22 protein-coding genes and 1 tRNA gene are annotated in these 21,726 nt (G+C 42.6%); 10 read left to right on the top strand and 13 right to left on the bottom strand.

The window, feature by feature from the left end:
- Positions 1 to 103: 103 nt before the first annotated feature.
- On the bottom strand, positions 104 to 571 hold the full coding sequence (locus tag EPX21_RS04165) for a nucleoside triphosphate pyrophosphohydrolase family protein (RefSeq protein WP_134088408.1): 468 nt from the start codon (positions 569 to 571) through the stop codon (positions 104 to 106).
- A 250-nt stretch (positions 572 to 821) separates the two neighbouring features.
- Here EPX21_RS04165 and EPX21_RS04170 point away from each other — a divergent pair, with 250 nt between their 5' ends.
- Positions 822 to 1,172 carry a single-stranded DNA-binding protein gene (locus EPX21_RS04170; RefSeq protein WP_134088409.1) on the top strand — a complete coding sequence of 117 codons (351 nt, stop codon included), beginning with the start codon at positions 822 to 824 and terminating at the stop codon, positions 1,170 to 1,172.
- Between the two features lie 126 nt (positions 1,173 to 1,298).
- Here EPX21_RS04170 and EPX21_RS04175 read toward each other — a convergent pair whose 3' ends face one another.
- From EPX21_RS04175 to EPX21_RS04190, 4 genes are all read right to left on the bottom strand, one after another.
- On the bottom strand, positions 1,299 to 1,817 hold the full coding sequence (locus EPX21_RS04175) for a hypothetical protein (RefSeq protein WP_134088410.1): 519 nt from the start codon (positions 1,815 to 1,817) through the stop codon (positions 1,299 to 1,301).
- Positions 1,818 to 1,896: 79 nt separating this feature from the next.
- On the bottom strand, positions 1,897 to 2,601 hold the full coding sequence (locus EPX21_RS04180) for an SDR family oxidoreductase (protein WP_134088411.1): 705 nt from the start codon (positions 2,599 to 2,601) through the stop codon (positions 1,897 to 1,899).
- Positions 2,602 to 2,783: 182 nt separating this feature from the next.
- Positions 2,784 to 3,686 carry a lysylphosphatidylglycerol synthase transmembrane domain-containing protein gene (locus EPX21_RS04185; RefSeq protein WP_134088412.1) on the bottom strand — a complete coding sequence of 301 codons (903 nt, stop codon included), beginning with the start codon at positions 3,684 to 3,686 and terminating at the stop codon, positions 2,784 to 2,786.
- Entirely contained in the window at positions 3,687 to 4,022 is a 336-nt protein-coding gene (locus EPX21_RS04190; protein ID WP_134088413.1) for a hypothetical protein, read from the bottom strand.
- Positions 4,023 to 4,276: 254 nt separating this feature from the next.
- Here EPX21_RS04190 and EPX21_RS04195 point away from each other — a divergent pair, with 254 nt between their 5' ends.
- Positions 4,277 to 4,798 (top strand): hypothetical protein, encoded by a 522-nt coding sequence (locus tag EPX21_RS04195; RefSeq protein ID WP_134088414.1) that lies wholly within the window; start codon positions 4,277 to 4,279, stop codon positions 4,796 to 4,798.
- A 209-nt stretch (positions 4,799 to 5,007) separates the two neighbouring features.
- Complete coding sequence (locus tag EPX21_RS04200) at positions 5,008 to 6,192, top strand: aminopeptidase C (protein ID WP_206105993.1); 1,185 nt, start codon at positions 5,008 to 5,010, stop codon at positions 6,190 to 6,192.
- Positions 6,193 to 6,266: 74 nt separating this feature from the next.
- Here the strand turns inward: EPX21_RS04200 and EPX21_RS04205 are convergent, their stop codons facing one another.
- Complete coding sequence (locus EPX21_RS04205; protein WP_134088416.1) at positions 6,267 to 9,302, bottom strand: DUF2723 domain-containing protein; 3,036 nt, start codon at positions 9,300 to 9,302, stop codon at positions 6,267 to 6,269.
- A gap of 360 nt (positions 9,303 to 9,662) precedes the next feature.
- Between EPX21_RS04205 and EPX21_RS04210 the strand changes: the two genes are divergently transcribed.
- From EPX21_RS04210 to EPX21_RS04240, 7 genes are all read left to right on the top strand, one after another.
- Positions 9,663 to 9,733: transfer RNA gene (locus EPX21_RS04210), tRNA-Gln, on the top strand.
- A gap of 69 nt (positions 9,734 to 9,802) precedes the next feature.
- Positions 9,803 to 10,759, top strand: coding sequence for a ribose-phosphate pyrophosphokinase (locus EPX21_RS04215; protein ID WP_134088417.1), 957 nt, complete (start codon positions 9,803 to 9,805; stop codon positions 10,757 to 10,759).
- 83 nt (positions 10,760 to 10,842) lie between these two features.
- The gene (locus EPX21_RS04220) at positions 10,843 to 11,430 is read left to right on the top strand and encodes a 50S ribosomal protein L25/general stress protein Ctc (RefSeq protein WP_134088418.1); all 588 of its coding nucleotides are present in this window, start codon (positions 10,843 to 10,845) and stop codon (positions 11,428 to 11,430) included.
- 216 nt (positions 11,431 to 11,646) lie between these two features.
- The gene (gene pth / locus EPX21_RS04225; protein ID WP_134088419.1) at positions 11,647 to 12,207 is read left to right on the top strand and encodes an aminoacyl-tRNA hydrolase; all 561 of its coding nucleotides are present in this window, start codon (positions 11,647 to 11,649) and stop codon (positions 12,205 to 12,207) included.
- A 135-nt stretch (positions 12,208 to 12,342) separates the two neighbouring features.
- Complete coding sequence (locus EPX21_RS04230; RefSeq protein WP_134088420.1) at positions 12,343 to 12,687, top strand: ArsC family reductase; 345 nt, start codon at positions 12,343 to 12,345, stop codon at positions 12,685 to 12,687.
- A 187-nt stretch (positions 12,688 to 12,874) separates the two neighbouring features.
- Entirely contained in the window at positions 12,875 to 14,842 is a 1,968-nt protein-coding gene (locus tag EPX21_RS04235; protein WP_134088421.1) for a M1 family metallopeptidase, read from the top strand.
- Between the two features lie 79 nt (positions 14,843 to 14,921).
- A complete protein-coding gene (locus EPX21_RS04240) occupies positions 14,922 to 15,680 on the top strand; it encodes a hypothetical protein (RefSeq protein ID WP_134088422.1) in 759 nt (252 codons plus the stop codon).
- Here EPX21_RS04240 and EPX21_RS04245 read toward each other — a convergent pair.
- The 7 genes from EPX21_RS04245 to hisC all read right to left on the bottom strand — a co-directional run bounded on the left by EPX21_RS04245 (position 15,673) and on the right by hisC (position 21,725).
- A complete protein-coding gene (locus EPX21_RS04245) occupies positions 15,673 to 16,590 on the bottom strand; it encodes a WD40 repeat domain-containing protein (protein ID WP_134088423.1) in 918 nt (305 codons plus the stop codon). The two genes, EPX21_RS04240 and EPX21_RS04245, sit on opposite strands and share 8 nt — an antisense overlap.
- A 3-nt stretch (positions 16,591 to 16,593) precedes the next feature.
- Positions 16,594 to 17,181 carry a bifunctional phosphoribosyl-AMP cyclohydrolase/phosphoribosyl-ATP diphosphatase HisIE gene (gene hisIE / locus EPX21_RS04250; protein ID WP_134088424.1) on the bottom strand — a complete coding sequence of 196 codons (588 nt, stop codon included), beginning with the start codon at positions 17,179 to 17,181 and terminating at the stop codon, positions 16,594 to 16,596.
- A 20-nt stretch (positions 17,182 to 17,201) separates the two neighbouring features.
- A complete protein-coding gene (gene hisF, locus EPX21_RS04255) occupies positions 17,202 to 17,990 on the bottom strand; it encodes an imidazole glycerol phosphate synthase subunit HisF (RefSeq protein ID WP_134088425.1) in 789 nt (262 codons plus the stop codon).
- On the bottom strand, positions 17,960 to 18,709 hold the full coding sequence (locus tag EPX21_RS04260) for a HisA/HisF-related TIM barrel protein (RefSeq protein ID WP_134088426.1): 750 nt from the start codon (positions 18,707 to 18,709) through the stop codon (positions 17,960 to 17,962). Before EPX21_RS04260 ends, hisF begins: the two co-directional genes overlap by 31 nt.
- An 11-nt stretch (positions 18,710 to 18,720) precedes the next feature.
- Positions 18,721 to 19,311: an imidazole glycerol phosphate synthase subunit HisH gene (gene hisH, locus EPX21_RS04265; protein ID WP_134088427.1), complete on the bottom strand. Its 591-nt coding sequence runs from the start codon at positions 19,309 to 19,311 to the stop codon at positions 18,721 to 18,723.
- Positions 19,312 to 19,397: 86 nt separating this feature from the next.
- The gene (gene hisB, locus EPX21_RS04270; protein ID WP_134088428.1) at positions 19,398 to 20,540 is read right to left on the bottom strand and encodes a bifunctional histidinol-phosphatase/imidazoleglycerol-phosphate dehydratase HisB; all 1,143 of its coding nucleotides are present in this window, start codon (positions 20,538 to 20,540) and stop codon (positions 19,398 to 19,400) included.
- Positions 20,541 to 20,645: 105 nt separating this feature from the next.
- On the bottom strand, positions 20,646 to 21,725 hold the full coding sequence (gene hisC, locus EPX21_RS04275; RefSeq protein WP_134088429.1) for a histidinol-phosphate transaminase: 1,080 nt from the start codon (positions 21,723 to 21,725) through the stop codon (positions 20,646 to 20,648).
- Position 21,726 lies beyond the last annotated feature (1 nt).

Here is a 21,726-nt window from a genome sequence, read left to right on the forward strand (position 1 = left end):
TGCGTTTTCCATGTTGACAAAGCTATATAAAATCAAGATGAAAGGCAATAGCTCTGCCCAGTGTTTTGGCAGGAACGGAAAATTACTTCGTTTCTATAAAGTTTTATTCCTGAATAATACCTTTAAGGTCGGCAGGAGAGTAATTAACCGATTTCAAGGTTTTGCGGTCTTCTGTTCGGTAGACCAAGTATAAATCGCCCTGCTGTTCATAGAAACAATCCACGCCTTTGTTTTTGTAGTGAAGTATGGTTGCTTCCGCTTCCTCCAGACTTTTGCACGCCTTGCTCATATTGGAACGTTGCACTTCGTCAAAAAGGGCTTTGAATTTCTCTGCTAATCCAAATTCCAAAATTGCACCGGATAAAACGTATTGTATATCGCAAAGGGCATCGGCAACTTCCACAATATCTTTGTTTTGAATGGCTTCTTCCAGTTCTTTCAGTTCCTCGGCTATCAGTGCGACACGCAGCTTGCAACGTTGTTCGCTAGGGATGGTTGGTTGTCCTAGAATCGGATGTTTAAATGTTTTATGAAATGCTGCAACTGAAGTCAGTGTAACGGGATCTTGCATGATATGTAAATTTTTTCCAAACATAAAAAAAATGGAGGAGATAATCGCGTGGCAACTGGCATGTCTTATGTTTTTTCATGCGACTTAAGCGTAAGTGATCCCTGGTGTAAACGGATATAAACGTTTATATCCGTTTATTATACGGCTAGCATTCTCTCAGCACCTACTTTTGTGAAAGCAACAATCGCGATTGACGTAGGATACTTTAAGGGTAACTACAAGTAATTCTTGATCTAATAAAAAATGTATTATGAGTACTTTAAAAAACAGTGTACGATTGACGGGCTTTTTGGGTAATAAGCCTGAGGTAAAAAAATTTGGAGATAACAAATGCTTGGCGCGTGTATCCCTTGCCACCAACGACCGTTATCGAAATCAACGGGGCGAATGGTTAACAGATACGCAGTGGCATCAACTCGTTTTTTGGGGAAAGCAAGCTACTTTTGTCGAAAAAGCTTTGGACAAGGGCAGTGAAATTTCAATAGAAGGCAGATTGATTAACAGAAGCTACACAGATAAAGACGGGCTGGTTAAATATACTACCGAAGTGGTTGTTAATGAAGTACAGGCTATCCAAAGAGGCACTGCGCTTGCTGAATAAAGCCTAAGCACCGTCCTGCCGTAGTCGGTGGGGCGGTCTGCATCTCTTTTATCAGCTGTAAACAAGGTAGTGAGCGCAGGGAAGCGCTGCATGTTTGCGCTGATATTCGCGATTTAGCTTATTTGGTCAAATATTTTTTGTGTTGAAACTTTTTCGAGTGTAAGGGCCCGGCATAGCGTGGTCTCCTTCTTTGAATAAGAAGTTAACAACATTGATATTGGCCAAATCGGTGAAAGCATAGGTGGCTTCAGCTAAATAGGTCAATGCGCCGGTCGTGCCCATCTGTTGGGTTAGAAAGGTGGCATTCTGAATACTCACCGAAAGGGTATCGTGACTAGTTTTGCCGATTTCCAACTTAATTTCCGGATACTTAATGTTTAAGGCTTCGGCAAGCTCCTCCTTGTTTAGCGGAATCTTGCTCTTTTGTGGGTTCTCTTGTAGTTCGACGCGCGTCGTTGTCGAATCGACAACCGCAATGAAAGGTAACGTTAATGTTTTGCTGGTTTCCGAAAGGTCCTTATCTGTATCAGTAGTGCGGGTAGCTCGCTGTTCCTCCTTGTTTCCTTCTTCGTTTCGACAAGCCAAGATGGCAACCGAAGTGAATAGGATGAAGGCAATTCTTTTTATTGACTTTTTTGTTTTCATGAGAGTTGAACTTGAAGTCCGTTAACATACATTTGTACCAAGCGCCGTCCTCTTGCCGGCTGGGCACTGGTACAGCTTCTTACGGTGTTGTGACGGCTACCGGCAAAACCTTGCCATTAAAAAATTTATGGCCAGTCAGCGCAAAATCAGCTATATATTTGCCCATTTCGAAGGCGGCGATTGGCGACTCATAATTAGGAAACGCTTTTTCCAGCATTTCTGTTTGCGCCGACCCGATTGCTAAGCAGTTGACGTGGATCTTTCTTTCTGCAAATTCAAGGGCAAGGCATTCGGTGAGCGTATGGAGCGCCGCTTTGCTGGCAGAATAGGCTGCAAGCCCGGGAAATTTTACGCTACCTTGAAATCCGCCCATACTACCAATGTTTACTATGTGGCTTCCGGCAGGCATAATAGGGCAAAGGTGCTTAATCATTTTTACGTGTCCCAAAACGTTTGTTTGCAACATCTCTGCAAAATCGATGGCACTGGTCTCTTCAAAAGGTTTGTTAATCAGCGAGCCAGCATTGTTGATCAAGATATCTACGTGGCCAATTTTCTCCTTGATGAAGGGTAGCAACCCAGATTCATAGTCGTCATGGACAATGTCAAATCGCGCAGGATATATATTGCAATCCGGATTCAGACCTTTAGCAATTTCAAATAATCTTTTCAGTTTGTCATGCGACCGGGCCAACGCAACCACATGGTGGTCGTTTGTCAAAATGAGCTCCAATACCGCTTCAAAACCTATGCCGCTGCTTGCGCCTGTTATTACAATGTTCATATTCACTATATTATTTGTTCAATTTGCTGTCTCGATACAATAAAATCTCCTTGAATGTGCTCAGATTGTTATTTCGAAAGACGGTTCAAAAATGTTTTTATCATACCTGTGCTTTAGCAAACGCTTACCTGGATTACAGGTCAAGCAGCTAAATGTTTAGGTAAAGTTACAATCTTTTTCGCCTAATCGTCTAAATCGACCTCATCGGTTTCAGGCAGCTTTTCTTCTCCCAGTGCTTTCGGATGAAGAGTAAAATAAGATCCTATTAAGGAGATAATTGCAGATATAAAGTACGATATCAAGCTGATTAAAATAGCCCGGTGCGAATCCAGGTGGAAATAATCCGATCCGTAAAGGAATACGATTTCCCTGGCTCCGAGGCCACCGATTGATAAAGGAATAACCGCTACGATCTGTGATAACAGAAAGAGTAGGAGATAGGGAGAAAATTTCCCTTCAAAATGCAGACTGTATAAGATACATATTGCACATATGACCTGTAATGATTGGACGCCGAGCGCTTTGAAGTGTTTGAATGCAAAAGAATAGGCATAGTCGGTAAAAAAGCGATTCATCGCAAAGTAATAGGCAATCGTACCGACAACCACAGTCACAATGGGCACCCAGTTCGGAATTTCCAGTTTGGGAATAAAAATTACTAGCACCGATGTGATCAGACAGAGCGCCCACATACCGCTCAATCTGTCGAAAAAGATGCAGGAAAGTAACTTCCGTCCCTTGATCTGATACTTTTTTCGCAAAAAATAGATCTTATAGCCGTCACCGCCAATGCCACCTGGTAGTGAGATGTTATAAAACATCCCCAGCAGGTACAGCTTGAAGTTATATAGCTCGGGAAGATAGAGCTTGATGCCTTTAAAAAAGGTGTTTAATCTCCAAGCGGAAATCGCGACGGATATAAAAAAACTTAAAAAACCTAAGAAGAGGAATAGTGGATCTGATTTAGTGAAAACTTCTTTTAAATCATTTAAGCTTATTTTGGTAAACACAAGGTATAAGGCCAAGCCGGTTATGGCGAATTTCAAAAGTAGTTTGGATGTGTTCCAGAGCTTATGTTTGGTCATTTATTTATAGATCAAAGGAGCTAAACGGATAAAAAGCATGATTACATAGATGATCAAAAGGAGGGTATTGAGCGACAACATCCAATTAAGGTCGGTTTTTTCGTGACGGGCGCGCCCTGTCAAAATGAGCAAGGTCAGGAAACTGAGAAATAGGATTAAGGGGAATATGAACACCCATTTGTTTTCTATATAAACATAGGTGGTTTCCATTTTTGCGGCAATTTCATCGTCTACAAAAACAGGAATGATGGCGGCGGCCAAGATAATAATGAATAGTCTTACGAGCAACTTAGAGATAAATTTGCTCGTGGTATGGTTTTTGGATGGGGACTTCATGAATGTTTTTTTTGTTATTCCTTTTGCCGTTAGTTAGCGCTATTAACTCAATGAATAATTGTTTTAAAAAGCCGCACAATGCTATATCTTTGCATTGTATTTTTATCGCTCGAAACGCGTATAAAGGAAGCAAAGGTACAATTTTATTGTATTAAGATTAAAATCTGTCGCTAAAGAATAAACGATTCTATAAGACGTATCGTATTTAGCTCATTTTAATCTTTAACATAATTTATCATTAATAAATAATAGGAATGAAAACAATCTCAAAATTTTTAGTTTTAGTGCCCCTTGTATTCTTTATTGTTGGCTGTTCATCTTCAAAACAAGCTACATCATCGTCTGCTCCCAGTGCCGGTCAGTGGAAAAGAGGAGTGAGGGGGCAGTGGGTGCTTAACAGTATTGAGAAGAAAAACTTCCCTTCTGGGGCGAGTGTAAAACGTATATTTGACGAGGCCCCGATTGACTGCTTCATTGGAAGTGCTTGGAACTTGATAGCCAATGGAAAGGGTAGTATTACTTTCTCGGCGGACGGCGAGCTTTGCGCACCGGGTGCTACTCGCGAAATTTTTTGGTCGATCTACGAACCGGAAAACGGAGGAGAAGCTCAATTTCAATTCAAGAAACTTTATCCCGGAGAAAAAGCAAAAAATGTTACCGAAGGCTATCGTTTAGACTTAGCCTACGCTGATGAGGGAACACTGACGCTGCAAATGCCGGTAAATACCGGAGGTAATAGCGATTCTTTTTTAGAGTTTAAGTTTACCAAACGTTAAGATTACTTCTTTATTGACAATCTTAACAGGGGGTGTCTCCTATTCTTGCTTGCAACAAACATAGGAGACACCCCCTTTCCTTTTCCTGGGCACAGCTACCACGGCACTTAAGTCATTTTTTCGATATCCCTAAACCTTCATTTGTGGTTTGCCTATTAAAACTCTACATTTACGCCCCTAAACAAATTTCACGCATGCTAAAAATTAATATGAAGACGCTAGTCGTTGCCGCCGCTTTCTTTATGGCGGGCAATGGGCTTAGTCTAGCGCAAGACAATTTAGTTAACTCATTACAACAAAACCAGAGCGACAGCAGTAAGTTCGGATTCAAATTTACAGAACTCATTAATCTGCAAAATACTTCGGTAAAAAACCAAGGGTCATCCGGAACCTGTTGGAGTTATTCCGGAAACTCTTTTCTTGAATCGGAAATGATCAGGAACGGACGCGAACCGGTGGAGATATCTCAGCTATTTACCGCGAGGAATGTGTACGTCGAAAAAGGAAAGAATTATGTTCGCTTACATGGCGGTTTAAGTTTAGGTGAAGGCGGACAGCTTCATGATGTGATCAATATGTACCGCAAATATGGCGCAGTGCCCCGGGAAGTTTATACCGGATTAAATTATGGTACGGAAGGGAATAAGTTGGCCGAGATGAGCGCAATAACAGACGCGATATTAGCTGCAGTAGTTAAAAATCCAAACGGTAAATTGACGCCTAATTGGATGAAGGCTTATACCAATGCCATTGACGCCTACTTGGGAGCGGTGCCTGAAACCTTTAATTATAAAGGAAAGAACTACACATCCAAATCATTTGCGAAGGAAGTAATCGGGCTCGATGCCGACGATTATATTGAAATTTCCTCTTTTAAAAACGAACCTTATTATGGCAAATTTACGTTGTTGATACCCGATAACTGGTCTTTTGACCAGGTATATAACGTGCCGATGGCGGATATTACCGGTATTATCGATCATGCTCTAAAAAACGGCTATACGGTTGGCTGGGCCACTGACGTAAGTGAAAAAGGCTTTAGCTGGAAAAATGGGGTTGCCTATGTGCCGGAAACGCCTTATGAGGAGATGAGCAACGAAGAAAGAGCATCGATGTTCAACGGACCCAAACCTGAATTGGCAGTAACGGAAGCGTTGCGGCAGCAAGCTTTCGACGACTATTCCACTACCGACGATCATGGAATGCACATTGTGGGACTGGCAAAGGATCAAAATGGCAAAGAATACTATATAGTTAAAAATTCGTGGGGTATATCAAACGATTATAACGGCTACCTTTACGTAACCAAGGCCTTTGTTCAGTTTAAAACAACGGCCTTTATGTTGCATAAAGGAGGACTGCCGAAGGATATAGCCAAGAAATTAGGGATATAAGGCTTATTCAGTTAAAAAAAGAAACGTCCACCGCTGGAGTGGACGTTTCTTTTTATGTTAATTTGTTTCTTCTATTAACCTTGAGGTGTTCCGGAAAACAGTTTTTCGATATTGTTTAAGGCATCTTCGAGTGCCTTTGCTTGTTCCGTTTGCTTGTATTCCTTCGCAAGTTCGGCAGAGCTGTAAATGATTTGCGTGCCAATTTGTATGTTTTGCATCTCTAAGTTCGGCTTGGTCTGTGCAATAGCAATATAATATCGTAGCAATTCACCCACGTATTTTCCGTTTTGTGCTAACAAAGCGTTCGCCTTGTCGGTCATACCGACCTGATAAAGTTGTCGGGACAGGAAATACAGTACGCGAGACTGGCTCAGGGAGTAGATGCGACTTGGTATAACCGTTAAACATTTTTCAAGCACCTTCTTGGCCTCTTCAGTGCGGCCTTCTTCGTAAAGCGTTTGGCTAAGTGTGCTGAAGTTATTGATGATTAAAGAAAGCATGCCGTAGGATTCATGATCCAGGTAACTTGCTTTTGCCATATTGCCCCACACAAATTTGTTCATGGTATTATCGTATAAGGCATCTACATTAACGGTTTCGCCCATACGCATCTGCTCTTCGGTCTTGTCGAATTTAACGGGCATCAAACGTAAAGCGAAGCCCTCGTTAATGAGGTAGTTGTCGAGCCCTAAATAATTGCTGTTGGGCACGGTGGTAGCAAAGTAAATCGGACGTTTCCAATCGTTGTGTACTAAAATGTCAAACATAGCGAGCTCGGCCTTCGAAACAAAGTCTTTGTTATAAGTCCACACCATGGTGTCTACGATCTGGTTATCCCATTTGCTCGGAACTACCTTGTTTTTTAGCACATCGTTTTTGTTTACGGTCAGTTTGAAATTTTTGGTAAACAGGTAGTTGGAGCGACTGCCGTCTTGGTATTCAACCTGATCATTTGGGTTGTCGGATAATAAGACATCAAGAACGGAGCTGAGTTCAATGGGTTGTTTGAAGCCTGCATCCATAAACGACAAGCCATCCCGCGTTCCTTGTTTAAACTGACTGTCTTTCATAGTGATAGGCAGGGCGTCTGCCTCGTTCACTTTTTCCTTCATTTGGCGTACATACCAATCTGCACTCAATAAGCTGAGGTTGACAATCCGTACATCCGGTCTGAAATTTTCCACTTCCTGAACATACCAAAGCGGATAGGTGTCATTGTCTCCATAAGTGAATAAGATAGCGTTCGGTGCGCAGGATTGTAAATAGTCTTTCGCTAAGTCGCGAGCTACATATTTGGTAGAGCGATCGTGATCGTCCCAGCCTTCTTTTGCCATTAGCACAGGCGCCGCTAACAAGCCAATCAATGTGGCGGCGATGCCGGCTGTTTTGGCATTTGTTTTTTTCTGTAGTATGTCGGCTAAGCCGATGACACCTAACCCAATCCATATGGCAAAGGCATAAAAGGACCCAGCGTAGGCATAATCGCGTTCGCGGGGCTGAAGAGGGGTTTGGTTAAGATAAAGCACAATGGCCAGTCCGGTAAAGAAAAAGAGTAAACCGACAATTCCGGCATCTTTCTGATGGCGTTTGAAATGCCACAGGGCGCCTATGACTCCTAAAATAAGGGGAAGTCCGTAGAATTTATTATTCGAAGGGTCGGTTTTTAATGATTCGGGTAGGGCGTCTTGTCCACCCAAGCGAGCTTGGTCGATCGGTTTAATGCCGGTTATCCAGTTGCCCTCGGTAAAGCTTCCATCTCCCTTTTGATCATTCTGTCTACCTACAAAATTCCAAAAGAAATAGCGGGCGTACATATGTCCAATCTGATACGTGAAAAAGAAGTTAAGGTTATTGCCGAACGTAGGTTGGTCGTTTTCGCTCAAGTTCAGCCAGCTTCGATAAAATTGCGGATGGCCCCGTCCCGGGTCATTGCTATAAATGCGTGGGAAAATAGTTTCTCGATCGTAAACATAGTTATATTTCTTTCCTATATTTTCATATTTCTCCTCTCCTTTTATGTAGGAGCTGCCACCTTCTTTACGATCTACGATCTTCGAGGTAAAATACGGGCCTTTTAACAAGGGCTCTTCACCATACTGCTCGCGGTTGAGGTAACCTAAAAAAGAGAAGGCATTGTCGGGATCGCTGTTGTTCAGACTGGGATCGGCTTTAGCGCGGACCAGGATCATGGCAAAGGAGCCATAGCCGAAAATAATAAAACATATTCCCAATAAGATGAGATTTAGCCGGGGTTTTAGGTTCTTTATAGAATAGAAGATGCCAAAGGTCAAGCCTCCTATTACGAGTAAAGCAAAGAACACAACGCCGGTACCAAAACCCAGGCCGAGTGTATTGACAAAGAAGAGATCAAAATAGGCTGCAAATTTGATTAAGTACTGAATGATTCCCCATAGTACGAATGCAACAATAACACAACCAATGAGAAGGGTTTTGAAAACGCCGCTATTGGTGGGATTTTTAACCCTTTTAAAATAAACAACCAGTGCCAAGGCTGGAATGGTCAATAGGTTCAGCAAGTGTACACCGATGGAAAGGCCCATTACATAAGCAATCAACAAAAGCCATTTATCCGCACGGGGCTCTTCAGCATGTGCTTCCCATTTGAGGATAGCCCAGAATACAATCGCTGTGCATAAGGATGACATCGCGTATACTTCGGACTCTACCGCCGAAAACCAAAAAGTATCCGAAACGCTATACGCTAAGGCTCCTACGAGGCCCGCTCCCATTATCTGAATAAGGTTGCCTTCCGCTTGCGCGGTGTCGCTCTTCCAAAGTACTTTACGGGATAGTGCCGTGATGGTCCAAAACAGAAACATAATGGTTAAGCCACTGGAGACAGCAGATCCAAAATTCATCCAATAAGCAATGGATTCCTTGTTGCCAAAGGCCAAATTGCCAAAGATGTTCTGTAACATTAAGAAAAGTGGAGCGCCCGGTTGATGGACAATCTGCATCTTATAGGCTGCTGCGATAAATTCACCACAGTCCCAATAACTGGCTGTAGGTTCTAGGGTTAACACATAAACTAAGGTGGAAACAATAAAGGTTATCCATCCAAGTAAATTGTTCGTTTTGTTATAATCCATCAGTTACTATTGTTTGTTTCTTTCTGTTATGCGTTTATTATTCGTATAAGGAACGCACAATATGCCATTATAATACAATTAAGTGCCGAAAATAAGTATTACTATTGATATAAAGGAAAAATTAAAAATTAAAAAATGAAAAAGGGGATAGCAAGAAAACGAAGGATTCCTCGCCAATGTACGTAAAAAGATAAAGATTAGTCGCTAAATGCCGCCCGCCCCTACGGTTGAAAAAATCCGCTTGATAGTCAAGTAGCTGCAAAAAAAAGGAAAAAAAATGGATAAAATATTTTGTGTATTTAGAATATCGCTTTATATTTGCACTCCGTTTACGGCAGATGGCTGATAAACGAGAAGGATTGCCCGATAGTATAAAGGTAGTACAACTGATTTTGGTTCAGTTTGTCTAGGTTCGAATCCTGGTCGGGCAACAAAACGGAAAAGAGACTCGGGTCGTTTTAAAACGACCCGAATTTTTTTAAACACCAAACCCGCACTCAATGCCTCTTCAATTTAACACGGTTAAATTATTTGCCGGATCTGGTAGCAAAGAACTGGCTCACAAAATCTCTCAAGCTTACGGTAAGGAACTGGGTGAAATGACCTTGTCTCGCTTTAGCGACGGTGAATTTCAGCCATTTTACAATGAATCTGTTCGCGGTAGCGATGTGTTCTTGATTCAATCCACTTATCAGCCTACTGATAATCTGTTTGAACTCTTATTAATGATTGACGCTGCAAAAAGGGCGTCTGCGCATTATATAACGGCTGTGGTGCCTTATTTTGGTTTTGCTCGTCAAGACCGTAAGGATAAGCCACGTGTGGCAATCGGCGCAAAGATGATCGCTAATTTGTTAACGGCAGCTGGTGCGCATCGCATCATGACGATGGATTTGCATGCCGCGCAAATTCAAGGCTTCTTTGATATTCCTGTCGATCACTTAGATGCAGCAAGTATTTTTGTGCCTTATATTAAGTCATTGAATCTTCCAAACTTAACAATCGCTTCTCCGGATATGGGCGGTTCTTACCGCGCCAGAACCTTTGCTAAATATTTCAATGCCGAAGTAGTTATATGTGATAAGCAACGTAAGCGGGCGAACGAAATTGAGTCGATGTCCATTATCGGTGATGTAACGGGACAGGATATTGTGTTGATCGATGATATCTGCGACACGGCCGGGACTTTATCAAAGGCGGCTTCCTTGATTATGGAAAATGGGGCAAGTAGTGTACGGGCCGTGTGTACGCATCCGGTACTTTCAGGTAAGGCCTATGAAACGGTCGAAAATTCGGTATTAAGTGAGTTGATCGTTACCGATACCATTCCGTTAAAGGGAGAAAGCAGCAAAATCAAGGTCTTGTCTACCGCAGATTTATTTGCACGCGCTATAACGAACATTAACGAGCATGGTTCAATAAGCGATCTGTTCAAAATTTTCGACCAAAATAAATAATCGATCCATTTTTTTCCTATCTTTGCAGGCTTGAAAATGGAACGTATAGTATGTTCTGTTAAAAACAAATAATAATAAAATAAATGAAATCAATTGCTATTAGCGGTTCTCTTAGAGAGAACGTAGGGAAAAGAGACGCAAAAGAATTGCGCTATGCTGGTAAAGTGCCTGCAGTTCTTTATGGAGGTGATGAACAATACCACTTCGCTGTGTCCGCAGCTGATTTGAAACCTTTGATTTATACTCCTGAAGTTCATTTCGTAGATCTTGAAATTGACGGAAAAAAGTATCAAGCAATCGTTCAAGAAGCTCAATATCATCCGCTTACTGACCAAATTATCCACGTTGACTTTTTGGCCTTAGATGATCAAAAAACGGTATCGATGAACATTCCTATCACGTTGACAGGTACTTCACCGGGCGTGAAAATGGGGGGTAAATTAGTTCAAAAATTACGCAACCTGCGCGTGAAAGCATTGCCTAAAGATATGCCTCAGGTTATCGAAGTAAGTTTAGAGTCTTTAGAAGTTGGTAAATCGGTGCGCGTTGGTGCTATCGAAATTGAAAATGCTAAAGTTCTTAACAATGCAGACGATACGATTGTATCCGTAATCATGTCTCGCGCATTAAAACAAGCTGAACAGGAAGCTGCTAAAGCGGGTAAGAAATAAATTTCTTTTTAAAAATTTATTGAAAGCACCCGATGATCAGCATCGGGTGCTTTTTTTTTCTGAATCGGCTGTTTATTTATCCATGTCTTTATTTTCAGTGGCATGAATAAGCCTGTTGCACTCGATTCGAAAGGGCATCAATAACCTTGTTGATGACATCTTTTATCTCTGTTGGTGATCGTAGGGCTAAATCGAAGGTTTATTAGCTTAAAAAAAATGAAATATTTAATCGTTGGTTTAGGTAATATCGGACAAGAATACGCGGACACAAGACATAACATTGGCTTTATGGTGGCTGACGAACTCGTTCGCGAGTTCAGGGCAGGGTATTCGACGTTGAAATATGCCTTTTATTCGGAGTTTAAGCACAAGGGACGGACTGTTCATGTGATTAAACCGACTACTTATATGAATTTAAGTGGAAAGGCGGTGAACTATTGGATGAATGAACTCAAAATACCCTTGGCTAACGTTTTAGTAGTTGTTGATGATTTGGCCATTCCGTTCGGCAGCATCCGCATAAAGCCAAAAGGAAGCGCTGCCGGCCATAATGGATTAAAGAATATCGAAGCACTATGCGGTGGTCAACAATATCCACGCCTACGCTTTGGCATAGGTGATCACTATCCGAAAGGAAGGCAGATTGATTATGTATTGGGCCCATTCGACAAAGAGGAACAGCTTGAGTTGCCTTCTTTGATTCAACATGCTGTTGATGCTATTAAGAGCTTTGTGTCTGTAGGACTGGAACTAACGATGACGAATTTTAATAAGTAGGGAGTAGGGAGTGAGGGTTTAAGGTATATGGTGTGCGGTTTAAGGTGTAAGAGATAAAAGCCTATGGCCTAAGGCTTACAGCTGGTGCACTGACACGAGTAACGAATAACGAACAACCAATAACTGATAACGAACATGAAAGTTTACGGAATTAAGAACTGCAATACGGTAAAGAAAGCATTAGATTGGTTAAACAGTAACCACATTGCTTATGATTTTCACGATTTCAAAAAGCTGGGGGTAGACGAAGCTACCTTACAGCGTTGGGAAAAGGAGGTGAGTTGGGAATTGTTGGTGAACAAAAAGGGGACAACATGGAGAGGGTTGACCGATGAGGAAAAGGAAGCGGTTAACGACCGAGATTCGGCCAACAAGTTGATGCAAGAAAAAACGAGTGTTATAAAAAGACCGGTTATTGAATCACCGAAGGGTCTGATTCTGGGATTCGATGAGAAGGTGTACCAAGACAAATTAAAATAATTGTTACAAAGGCTTAAAATAAACGTTTTAAGCCTTTTTCTTTTTATAATGCCTTAAAAATAAGTTTATATTAGCAAAAAAATATAGCTGAGCGTAATCGTTATTTTAGTTAACGGATGTTTTTAGCCGCTTTCGCCGGCTATCAGCCGGAAAATATTCACATGATATAATTTTTTAATCCATAAATATGTTTAAAAATCAATCCTTAATTGCCTTTGCTTTCTTTGCGCTTACAAGCAGTACTTCCTTTGCCCAACAACCGCTGTCTGTTCAAAGCAAATACGACTATGAAAAAGCTTTTGCTCCCGTCTTTTACACGCAGAATGGCGACGAATATCGATCTGCCGGCGGAAAGCCTGGGCCCAAGTATTGGCAGAATAGCGTAAATTACACACTGAAAGTACGTTTGAATGAAGACCGTAAAGAGATTGAAGGCGTTGCCTATTTAGACTATACCAATAACAGTCCTGACGAGCTTGAATTTCTCTGGATACAGCTCGATCAGAACCTTTTTTCGAAAAAGAGCCGCGGGGCGAATATCGTGCCCGTAGGGAGGAGCCGGTACGGCTCCCACGATACGCCTTTTGACGGCGGATATGCAATTGAAGCTGTTAAGGGCGCCGACGGCAAAGATGTATCTTACACGATCGATGATACGCGCATGAAGGTGGTCCTACCACAGGCGCTCAATGCTGCGGGCGGAAATACGAAATTGGCGATTCACTACCGTTACACGATACCCGATTATGGGGCGGACCGCACGGGAATATTAGAAACAAGCAATGGAAATATTTTTGCGATCGCACAATGGTATCCCCGGGTGGCTGTTTACGATAATGTGCTCGGCTGGAATGTACAGCCTTACACCGGCCCCGGAGAATTTTATCTTGAATACGGTGATTTTAATGTTGAAATCACGGCGCCGAGTAAACACGTTGTAGTATGTGGAGGCGAGTTGCAGAATCCCGAAGATGTATATACAGCAGAACAATTGAAAAGATGGGACAGCGCCCGGAAAAGCGATAAAACAGTCATCATCCGTTCTGCAGAGGAAGTGACCGACCCAGCTTCCCGTCCACAGAATAAAAAGGAATTAACCTGGCGTTTTAAACTGAACCGTAGTAGAGATGTCGCTTGGGCCTCTTCCAGTGCTTTCATAGTGGATGCCGCAAAGATCAACCTGCCGGAAGGAAAAACCGCTATGGCAATCTCTGCCTATCCTGTTGAAAGTAACGGCAACAACGCGTGGGAGCGTTCTACCGAATATACAAAATCGTCTATCGAATACTATTCTAATAAATGGTACACTTATCCTTATCCTGTTGCGGTCAATGTTGCATCCAATATTGGCGGGATGGAATACCCAGGGATCGTCTTCTGTAAGAACACGGCGAAAGGTGCCAGTTTATGGGGTGTAACCGACCACGAATTTGGACATATTTGGTTCCCTATGATTGTAGGAAGTAATGAGCGCTTATATGCCTGGATGGACGAGGGCTTTAATAGCTTTATTAATTCACTTTCGAGAGACGCCTTTAATAAAGGCGAATATAAGGCGCCAAGATATGACGGGCATAAGCTAGCAAGTATTTATTTTGACGATGACTTGGAGCCTATTATGTCTTCGCCACAAAACATGAAAGAAAGTCATATCGGGACGTTGGCGTATAGGAAGCCACAGCTTGCATTAACTATTTTACGCGAACACATTTTGGGCGAAGAGCGCTTTGATAACGCATTTAAAACCTATATTGATTACTGGGCCTATAAACATCCCACCCCGGACGACTTCTTCAGAACCATAGAGAACGTTGCCGGCGAAAATTTAAGCTGGTTTTGGCGGTCGTGGTTCCAATATAATTGGAAACTGGATCAAGCTATTGAGGAGGTGCGTTATGTAGACGACGACCCTGCGAAGGGAGCACTCGTTACCGTTTCCAATTTAGGGGAAATGCCGATGCCTGTACTGGTTGAGGTTGTTTCCGCTAGCGGCGACAAACAGCAGATCAAGCTTCCTGTAGAGGTGTGGGAGCGTAATCAATCCTTTTCGTTCAAGGTGCCCACTACAGAAAAGCTTAAGTCCGTAATTATCGACCCAGAGAAATTTTTCCCAGATGTCAATCCTGGCAATAACAGCTGGTCGGATACGCAATAAGTGTTAAATTTCTCGTTTCGACTAACACTTTTCGCTTAAAACTGTTTAGTTTGTACCTAAGAACATCAGAATACATTATATGGTTAGGCCTTTTATACTAGTTTTTGTTTTATTGATTGCTGCTTTTACGGTACGTTCACAGGATCGTTTTAAGGGAATTGTGTTAGAATATAAGAGTAACGAATTCATGCCGGAAGTCTCTGTAAGGAATTTGAACCGGTCTGATAGTACGCGTAGCAATAAAGCGGGGGAATTTTCCATTTCCGCCGTTAAGGACGATATTTTGGTTTTTTCTTATCCTGGCTATCGAGTCGACAGTTTAGTCGTAACCGATTTTGCCTTGAAGCGTGTTTATTTAACGCCGATCAACGACCCGCGCATGTTAGAAGAAGTGAACGTTACCGCCTTAACTAATAGCAGAATTGCGGAAGAGAAAGAACGATTAAAGAAGGAAGGGCAGTTTGCCAATACGGTATCGAGTGGAAGCGCCGGAAACGGGACGCAACGCATGGGCGGTATTGGCTTTTCCCCTTCCCGTATTTTTGGGAAAAATGCCCGGAATGCGCGCAGACAATACAACATGCTGGAAGAAGAGAGCAATAATCGCATCATAGACGCCCGATTTAACGAACGATTGATAACCAGTTTAACACCACTAAGGGGGGAAGACCTAAGTTTGTTTATGGCTAAATACCGCCCCAAAGCGTCGTTCATTCAAGAAGCCAATGATGAAACGCTCCGTCTTTATATTATGGATTCTTATAATGAGTATAAGGATTTAGATACTGCGGCCAAAGCGAAAATTAAGCTAAAAGAGACGAATAAACGAACTAAATAAGGTTTATCTCCCAAACGATAGCGGTTTTATCATCACTCACGGAAACGAAGGTTTGATCGTCTATCCACGATATATTGTTGATGGACAGGCGATGGCTTTCATATCCCTTTTCAAGGCTGATATTTTTGATGAGGGAATAATCGTTCGCCCGCCAGATTTTTATGCTTTTATCCCGACTAGCGGTTAGAAAAAGCGGAAGGCTCGGGTGGTATACAATACCGTAAATGCTAAACATGTGAGCCGTTACGTTCTTTTTCAATTGAAAGTGTCCCGTCTCAAAGATATTTAATTGGGCATCCCGGCCACCGGTTAATAAATGCTCATCGTCGGGGGAGAAGGTCAGTGACGTGATCGCGGCACTGTGCGCGTCAAGTTCCTGTAACCGGCTGTAATCGGCCGCCTGGAATATCCTTATCATGCTGTCTTTTGAGCCGACGGCCAATATGTCTTCTTTCCGATTGAGGGCAATGCAACGTACGGTTTCTTTCGACACGCTGAAATGATACAAGAGTTTAAAATTGGTGGTGTCCCATACCGAAAGTGTACCATCTTCCGAAGATACAATCATTTCCGTTTTTGTGCTAAAGGCTTGTATTCCGAAGACCGGTTTTTCGTGATGTTGCAGGCGCGCAACGATATGCTGTTTTTCAAAGTCGACAATCGTTACTAATCCACTACGTTCGCCAACAGTCAACAGATTACTGGAAGGGATGCGGTGCAAAGAATAGACCGAACTTTTCACCGGAAGAAGTATTTTCGTGAATTTACCCGACTCGAGATCCCATTCAACGACGCCTTTATCGTTACCTGCAGTGAATAGGGTAGAGCGGGCGCTTCCACTTTCAACCGCAAATATCGGGTTCTGATGTCCCGACAAGGTGTACTTCTTACGAACCTCGAATCTATTCATAGCTTAATTTTGATGCCGTTCGGCTAGGTTCTCAGCGATACGCGATAAGGGTATGTTTTTCTCTCGCAACAAAACCAGCAGGTGAAAAACCAAGTCGGACGATTCATTGACAAAGTCGGTTTCCGATTCATTAAGTGCTGCTATCACCGTCTCTACGGCTTCTTCACCAACTTTTTGTGCGATTTTATTGATGCCTTTTTCCCTTAACCTGTTGACATAAGAGCCTTCAGTGGGATTTATAAAGCGATCGTTTACGATCTTTTCCAACTGGAAAATAAAATTCTGGTTGTAGTTTGTTTTGAAGCAGCTCCGTGATCCGGTATGGCAAGTCGGCCCGACCGGGTTCACTTTGATTAGCAGCGTGTCATTGTCACAATCAATAGAGGTAGATACTACTTCTAAGTAATGGCCGCTTTCTTCTCCCTTCGTCCATAAACGATTCTTGGTACGTGAAAAAAAAGTAACGCGCTGTTCTTGTTTTGTTTTCTCCCATGCTTCCTTGTTCATATAGCCCAGCATAAGCACTTCAAGGGTTTGATTGTCTTGGATAACGACTGGGACTAAACCTGCTCCTTTATTGAAATCTAGCATTCTCTTTAATTTAATTAGCTTTAGCGGACCTCAATACCATGCGTCCTTAATTCTTCTTTCAGTTCAGGTATACGTATCTCTCCGTAATGAAAAACCGAGGCTGCCAAAGCCGCGTCGACTTGGGTTTGTGTAAAGACATCTACGAAGTGCTGTTGGCTGCCCGCACCACCTGAAGCAATGATAGGTATACTGAGCGTTTGATTAACGGTGCGGAGTAATGTACAATCAAAGCCGTTTTTTGTGCCATCGTGATCCATCGATGTCAGTAAAATCTCTCCCGCACCTCGACTTTCTACTTCTTTTATCCACTCCTCGGTGATAATATCCGTCTTTATGCGTCCACCGTTCAAATGCACATAGTTCTTGCCGTCAATATATTTGGTGTCAATCGCTACGACGACGAATTGAATGCCAAAAGCGTTAGCCAGTTCGTCGATTAAAGTTGGATTTCTTACAGCGGCCGAATTGATGGATATCTTGTCTGCGCCTGCGTTTAGCAGGATATCGGCATCGCTTATTTCATGGATGCCGCCGCCGATGGTAAAGGGAATATTCACATTTCGGGCAACGGCTTTCACCATGTCCACCGTTGTTTTGCGCTTTTCGTGTGTAGCGGTAATGTCTAAGAATACCAATTCATCAGCCTCTTGTCTGGAATATTGCCAAGCCAGCTCAACCGGGTCTCCGGCGTCTCTTAGGTCAACAAAATTGACCCCTTTCACCGTCCTTCCATCTTTTACATCAAGACAGGGGATAAGACGTTTAGCAACGCCGGTATTTAAAAGTTGATGAGCGAACGAAGGTTCCATTCTTTTATTTCTTCAATACTTATTCTGTTTTCGTAAATCGCTTTTCCAACTACACAGGCCTCAATGCGCAGGTCATCAAGTGCTTTGATGTCTTCGATGGAACTGATGCCGCCAGAAGCTATCAACTTAATAATGGGTGAATGATCCAGCAACTTTTTATACAAGTCGACCCCGGCGCCACCCAGTTTTCCATCTTTATTGATGTCTGTACATAAAAACCGGAAGAAACCGAGTTCTAAGCACCGATCTATATAGTCGATCAACTTCAATGGAGAGCTTTCCATCCAGCCCGAGTATTTGATAACCTCATCCAATACATCAATAGCAACCACAATATGGTCGGAGCATTTGATACCATTACAATAGAGGTGACTAAGTTCATCTAAAAATTCCGGATTGGTGATAGCTTGTGTTCCGACGATTACACGGTGTATGCCGGCGTCAATCAGTTCTTTTACCTTATCGATACTTCGCACCCCTCCGCCATACTGCACCTTCATGTCCGTTTTTTTGATGATGTCAAAAAGGTACTGTTGATTACTGAAGTCGCCTTTGGCACCGTTGAGATCGATGATATGGACAAACTCGGTGCCGTTTGACTGATACTTTTCTATCATCTCTTCCAAACTGATGTCGTAAGTGGTCACATCGTCGTATTTACCTTCTCGTAAACGCACTACCTTTTTATCCAATATATCGATCGCTGGAATAATATACATTTCTTTATTGATTAGATTGTACAAAAATTTTTTAATAAAAGTTCTCCGGCTTCCCCTGATTTCTCAGGATGAAACTGGACCCCATAAAAGTTGTTAAACTGTATAGCCGAAGAAAACTTGAGACCATACGTCGTATAAGCTAGTGTAAAAGTAGGATTATATTCTATAAAATAAGAGTGAACGAAGTAAAAATATGCGTCAGCGGGAATTCCTTTGAAGAGTTCGCTCGTGTAGCAGGTGCTAACTTTGTTCCATCCCATATGGGGGACTTTATGCGCAATCTTGTGCGCAAAGTGTAAAGTGTCCATATCCATTATATTCAGTAACCGGGCATCTCCCTCCTCAGAATGGCGCGTTAATAATTGCATGCCTACACAAATCCCCAGTACGGGTTGTTTAAGAGCCTTTATTGAATCAATTAGACCCGATGTCTCCAGTTTTCGCATTGCGGCACCGGCATGCCCAACACCAGGTATAATAATATGGCTGTATTTCTCCATATTTTCCCCCGCATTAACCATACCATATTTTAAATTTAGCCGGTCGAGGGCAGCTGTGAGCGAGAAAATATTGCCTGCGCCGTAATTGATTATTCCGATCATTTTTCCAAAGTTGTATGTTATACGTGGTGTTTTTTACGCTGCATTACCACTCAATTTACTTAAAACGTAGAACTTAAAACTTAGTATTAGAGCACGCCTTTTGTGCTAGGCAGTTCCATGTGCTCCGGGTCTCTTTTTGTCGCCATTTTAATCGCTTTGGCAAAAGCCTTAAAAATAGCCTCAATTTTATGATGCTCGTTTTCGCCTTCGGCTTTGATGTTGAGGTTGCATTTGGCGGCATCTGAAAAGGACTTAAAGAAGTGCAGAAACATCTCTGTAGGCATTTCCCCGATTTTCTCCCGCTTAAACGTTGCATCCCATACCAACCAGTTTCTCCCTCCAAAGTCTAAAGCTACTTGTGCCAGGCAGTCGTCCATTGGCAAACAGAAGCCGTAGCGTTCGATTCCCCGTTTATCGCCGAGTGCTTTTAAAATGGTTTCGCCCAATGCCAGCGCAGTATCTTCAATGGTGTGATGTTCATCGATATGGAGATCGCCTTTTGCTTTTATGGTTAAGTCCATACTTCCATGGCGTGCTAGCTGGTCGAGCATGTGATCGAAAAAAGGAAGGCCTGTTTCAATAGCGGCCCTGCCTTTGCCGTCTAAGTTGACCGATACATATATGTCCGTCTCATTGGTGGTTCTTTGGTGTGTCGCTGAACGGCTTCCGACTTTTAGAAATTCATAAACTTTGCTGAATTCGGTCGTTTCCAAAGCAACAACTTGGGAGTCGATGAGCAGGTTTTCATCTGCTCCGAGCGAATCGTCATTTCTCAGCCAAATCGCTTTTGCGCCTAAGTTCTGTGCAAGGCGGACGTCGTTCATTCGGTCGCCAATCACAAAGGAACCTGCTAAGTCGTATTTTTCTGTGTCGAAATAGGCTTTCAACATCCCGATTCCCGGTTTTCTGGTTTCCGCTTGCTCATGCGGAAAGGTACGGTCGATATGCTCCTCAGCGAAGTGAACACCCTCACCGGCAAAGGTATCTATGACAAAACGGTGTACGGGCCAGAAGTTTGCTTCGGGATACGAATCGGTTCCTAAACCATCTTGATTGCTCACTAATACCAACTCATAATCCAGTTCTTTGGCTATTCGAGGTAGGTATTGTAAAGCTCCCGGATAAAACTTAAGCTTTTCGAAGGAATCAATTTGTTCGTCTTCGGGTTCAAGGATTAAAGTTCCGTCGCGATCGATAAATAAAACGCGCTTTTTGTTGTTGCTAACCATATGTCAATTCGTTCTTCCTTATCACCTATCGGCAAACAAAGTTACCATTTATTCCTGTTTCTTTTAAAAAGGTGCTTTGATGCTTTCGGTAGATTTTGTCGTGTTTTAAATAGTATTTCCTTGCTCTTTATTAACGGATACATATCCGCTGAGCGCGTTCAGGAGTTGTTGATTTTCGGTCGGCGTTCCAACCGTAATACGGAGGCAGCCTTCGCACAATATCACTGAAGATCGGTCGCGCACAATAATACCTAATTCAACAAGGTAATTGTAAACCGCTTTAGGGGCGGTCATTTTTACCAAAATGAAATTTGCCTCCGAAGGATATAGGTGTTGGACGAAAGGCAATGTGCTTAGGCTTGCAGCGAGCTTTTCTCTTTCTGCAACCGTAGTCTTTATCCAGGTGTTGATTTCGTCTACATTCTCCAGCGCTTGTAATGCCAATGTTTGCGAGGCCTCGTTAATGTTGTATGGAGGTTTGATCTTATTGAATACATGAATAATGTCGCTGGCGGCAAATGCCATACCGATTCGCAGTCCCGCTAAACCCCACGCCTTTGAGAGCGTCTGTAGGATTACCAAGTTGTTGTATTCGGCCAACTCCTGTGTAAAAGAGCGTTGTCTGGCAAAGTTGATATACGCTTCATCTACAACCACTATGCCGTTAAAGTTATTCAACAGTGTTTCAATATCGCTTCTGTTGATGGCGTTTCCTGTCGGATTATTTGGCGAGCAGATAAAAATGATCTTGCTGTATTCGTCAATTGCTTCTGCAATACCGTTCAAATCGAGCTGAAAATCGGAGGTGAGCGGAACACGTTTAATAAGTACATCGTTGATATTGGCCGAGACTTCATACATGCCGTACGTTGGCGGAACGATAATGATATTGTCTACACCTGGGCGACAAAACGCTCGGAATAACAGGTCGATCGCCTCATCGCTGCCATTGCCGATAAAAATATGCTCAGGCGGAACGCCTTTGACTTGACTGATTTTTGTCTTCAAGCGTCCCTGCAAAGGGTCAGGATATCGGTTGTAATTGGTCGGTAGCGGCGATCCGAATGCGTTTTCATTGGCATCCAGCAGGATGGAGGCCTCTCCCTTAAATTCATCCCTTGCGGAAGAATAAGGCGTCAGTCTTTTTATATTTTCCCTTAACAGGTTTTCGATATTGACAAGCATG

The organism is Olivibacter sp. XZL3, assembly GCF_004368405.1.
Lineage (GTDB): Bacteria > Bacteroidota > Bacteroidia > Sphingobacteriales > Sphingobacteriaceae > Olivibacter.

Coding starts and splice junctions, on each gene's coding strand:
- EPX21_RS04195 (WP_134088414.1), top strand. CDS start 4,277: ATGAAAACAATCTCAAAATTTTTAGTTTTAGTGCCCCTTGTATTCTTT.
- EPX21_RS04200 (WP_206105993.1), top strand. CDS start 5,008: ATGAAGACGCTAGTCGTTGCCGCCGCTTTCTTTATGGCGGGCAATGGG.
- EPX21_RS04180 (WP_134088411.1), bottom strand. CDS start 2,601: ATGAACATTGTAATAACAGGCGCAAGCAGCGGCATAGGTTTTGAAGCG.
- EPX21_RS04235 (WP_134088421.1), top strand. CDS start 12,875: ATGTTTAAAAATCAATCCTTAATTGCCTTTGCTTTCTTTGCGCTTACA.
- hisH (WP_134088427.1), bottom strand. CDS start 19,311: ATGATCGGAATAATCAATTACGGCGCAGGCAATATTTTCTCGCTCACA.
- hisIE (WP_134088424.1), bottom strand. CDS start 17,181: ATGCTAGATTTCAATAAAGGAGCAGGTTTAGTCCCAGTCGTTATCCAA.
- EPX21_RS04190 (WP_134088413.1), bottom strand. CDS start 4,022: ATGAAGTCCCCATCCAAAAACCATACCACGAGCAAATTTATCTCTAAG.
- EPX21_RS04240 (WP_134088422.1), top strand. CDS start 14,922: ATGGTTAGGCCTTTTATACTAGTTTTTGTTTTATTGATTGCTGCTTTT.
- EPX21_RS04185 (WP_134088412.1), bottom strand. CDS start 3,686: ATGACCAAACATAAGCTCTGGAACACATCCAAACTACTTTTGAAATTC.
- hisF (WP_134088425.1), bottom strand. CDS start 17,990: ATGGAACCTTCGTTCGCTCATCAACTTTTAAATACCGGCGTTGCTAAA.
- EPX21_RS04260 (WP_134088426.1), bottom strand. CDS start 18,709: ATGTATATTATTCCAGCGATCGATATATTGGATAAAAAGGTAGTGCGT.
- EPX21_RS04205 (WP_134088416.1), bottom strand. CDS start 9,302: ATGGATTATAACAAAACGAACAATTTACTTGGATGGATAACCTTTATT.
- pth (WP_134088419.1), top strand. CDS start 11,647: ATGAAATATTTAATCGTTGGTTTAGGTAATATCGGACAAGAATACGCG.
- hisC (WP_134088429.1), bottom strand. CDS start 21,725: ATGCTTGTCAATATCGAAAACCTGTTAAGGGAAAATATAAAAAGACTG.
- EPX21_RS04245 (WP_134088423.1), bottom strand. CDS start 16,590: ATGAATAGATTCGAGGTTCGTAAGAAGTACACCTTGTCGGGACATCAG.
- EPX21_RS04215 (WP_134088417.1), top strand. CDS start 9,803: ATGCCTCTTCAATTTAACACGGTTAAATTATTTGCCGGATCTGGTAGC.
- EPX21_RS04165 (WP_134088408.1), bottom strand. CDS start 571: ATGCAAGATCCCGTTACACTGACTTCAGTTGCAGCATTTCATAAAACA.
- EPX21_RS04170 (WP_134088409.1), top strand. CDS start 822: ATGAGTACTTTAAAAAACAGTGTACGATTGACGGGCTTTTTGGGTAAT.
- hisB (WP_134088428.1), bottom strand. CDS start 20,540: ATGGTTAGCAACAACAAAAAGCGCGTTTTATTTATCGATCGCGACGGA.
- EPX21_RS04230 (WP_134088420.1), top strand. CDS start 12,343: ATGAAAGTTTACGGAATTAAGAACTGCAATACGGTAAAGAAAGCATTA.
- EPX21_RS04175 (WP_134088410.1), bottom strand. CDS start 1,817: ATGAAAACAAAAAAGTCAATAAAAAGAATTGCCTTCATCCTATTCACT.
- EPX21_RS04220 (WP_134088418.1), top strand. CDS start 10,843: ATGAAATCAATTGCTATTAGCGGTTCTCTTAGAGAGAACGTAGGGAAA.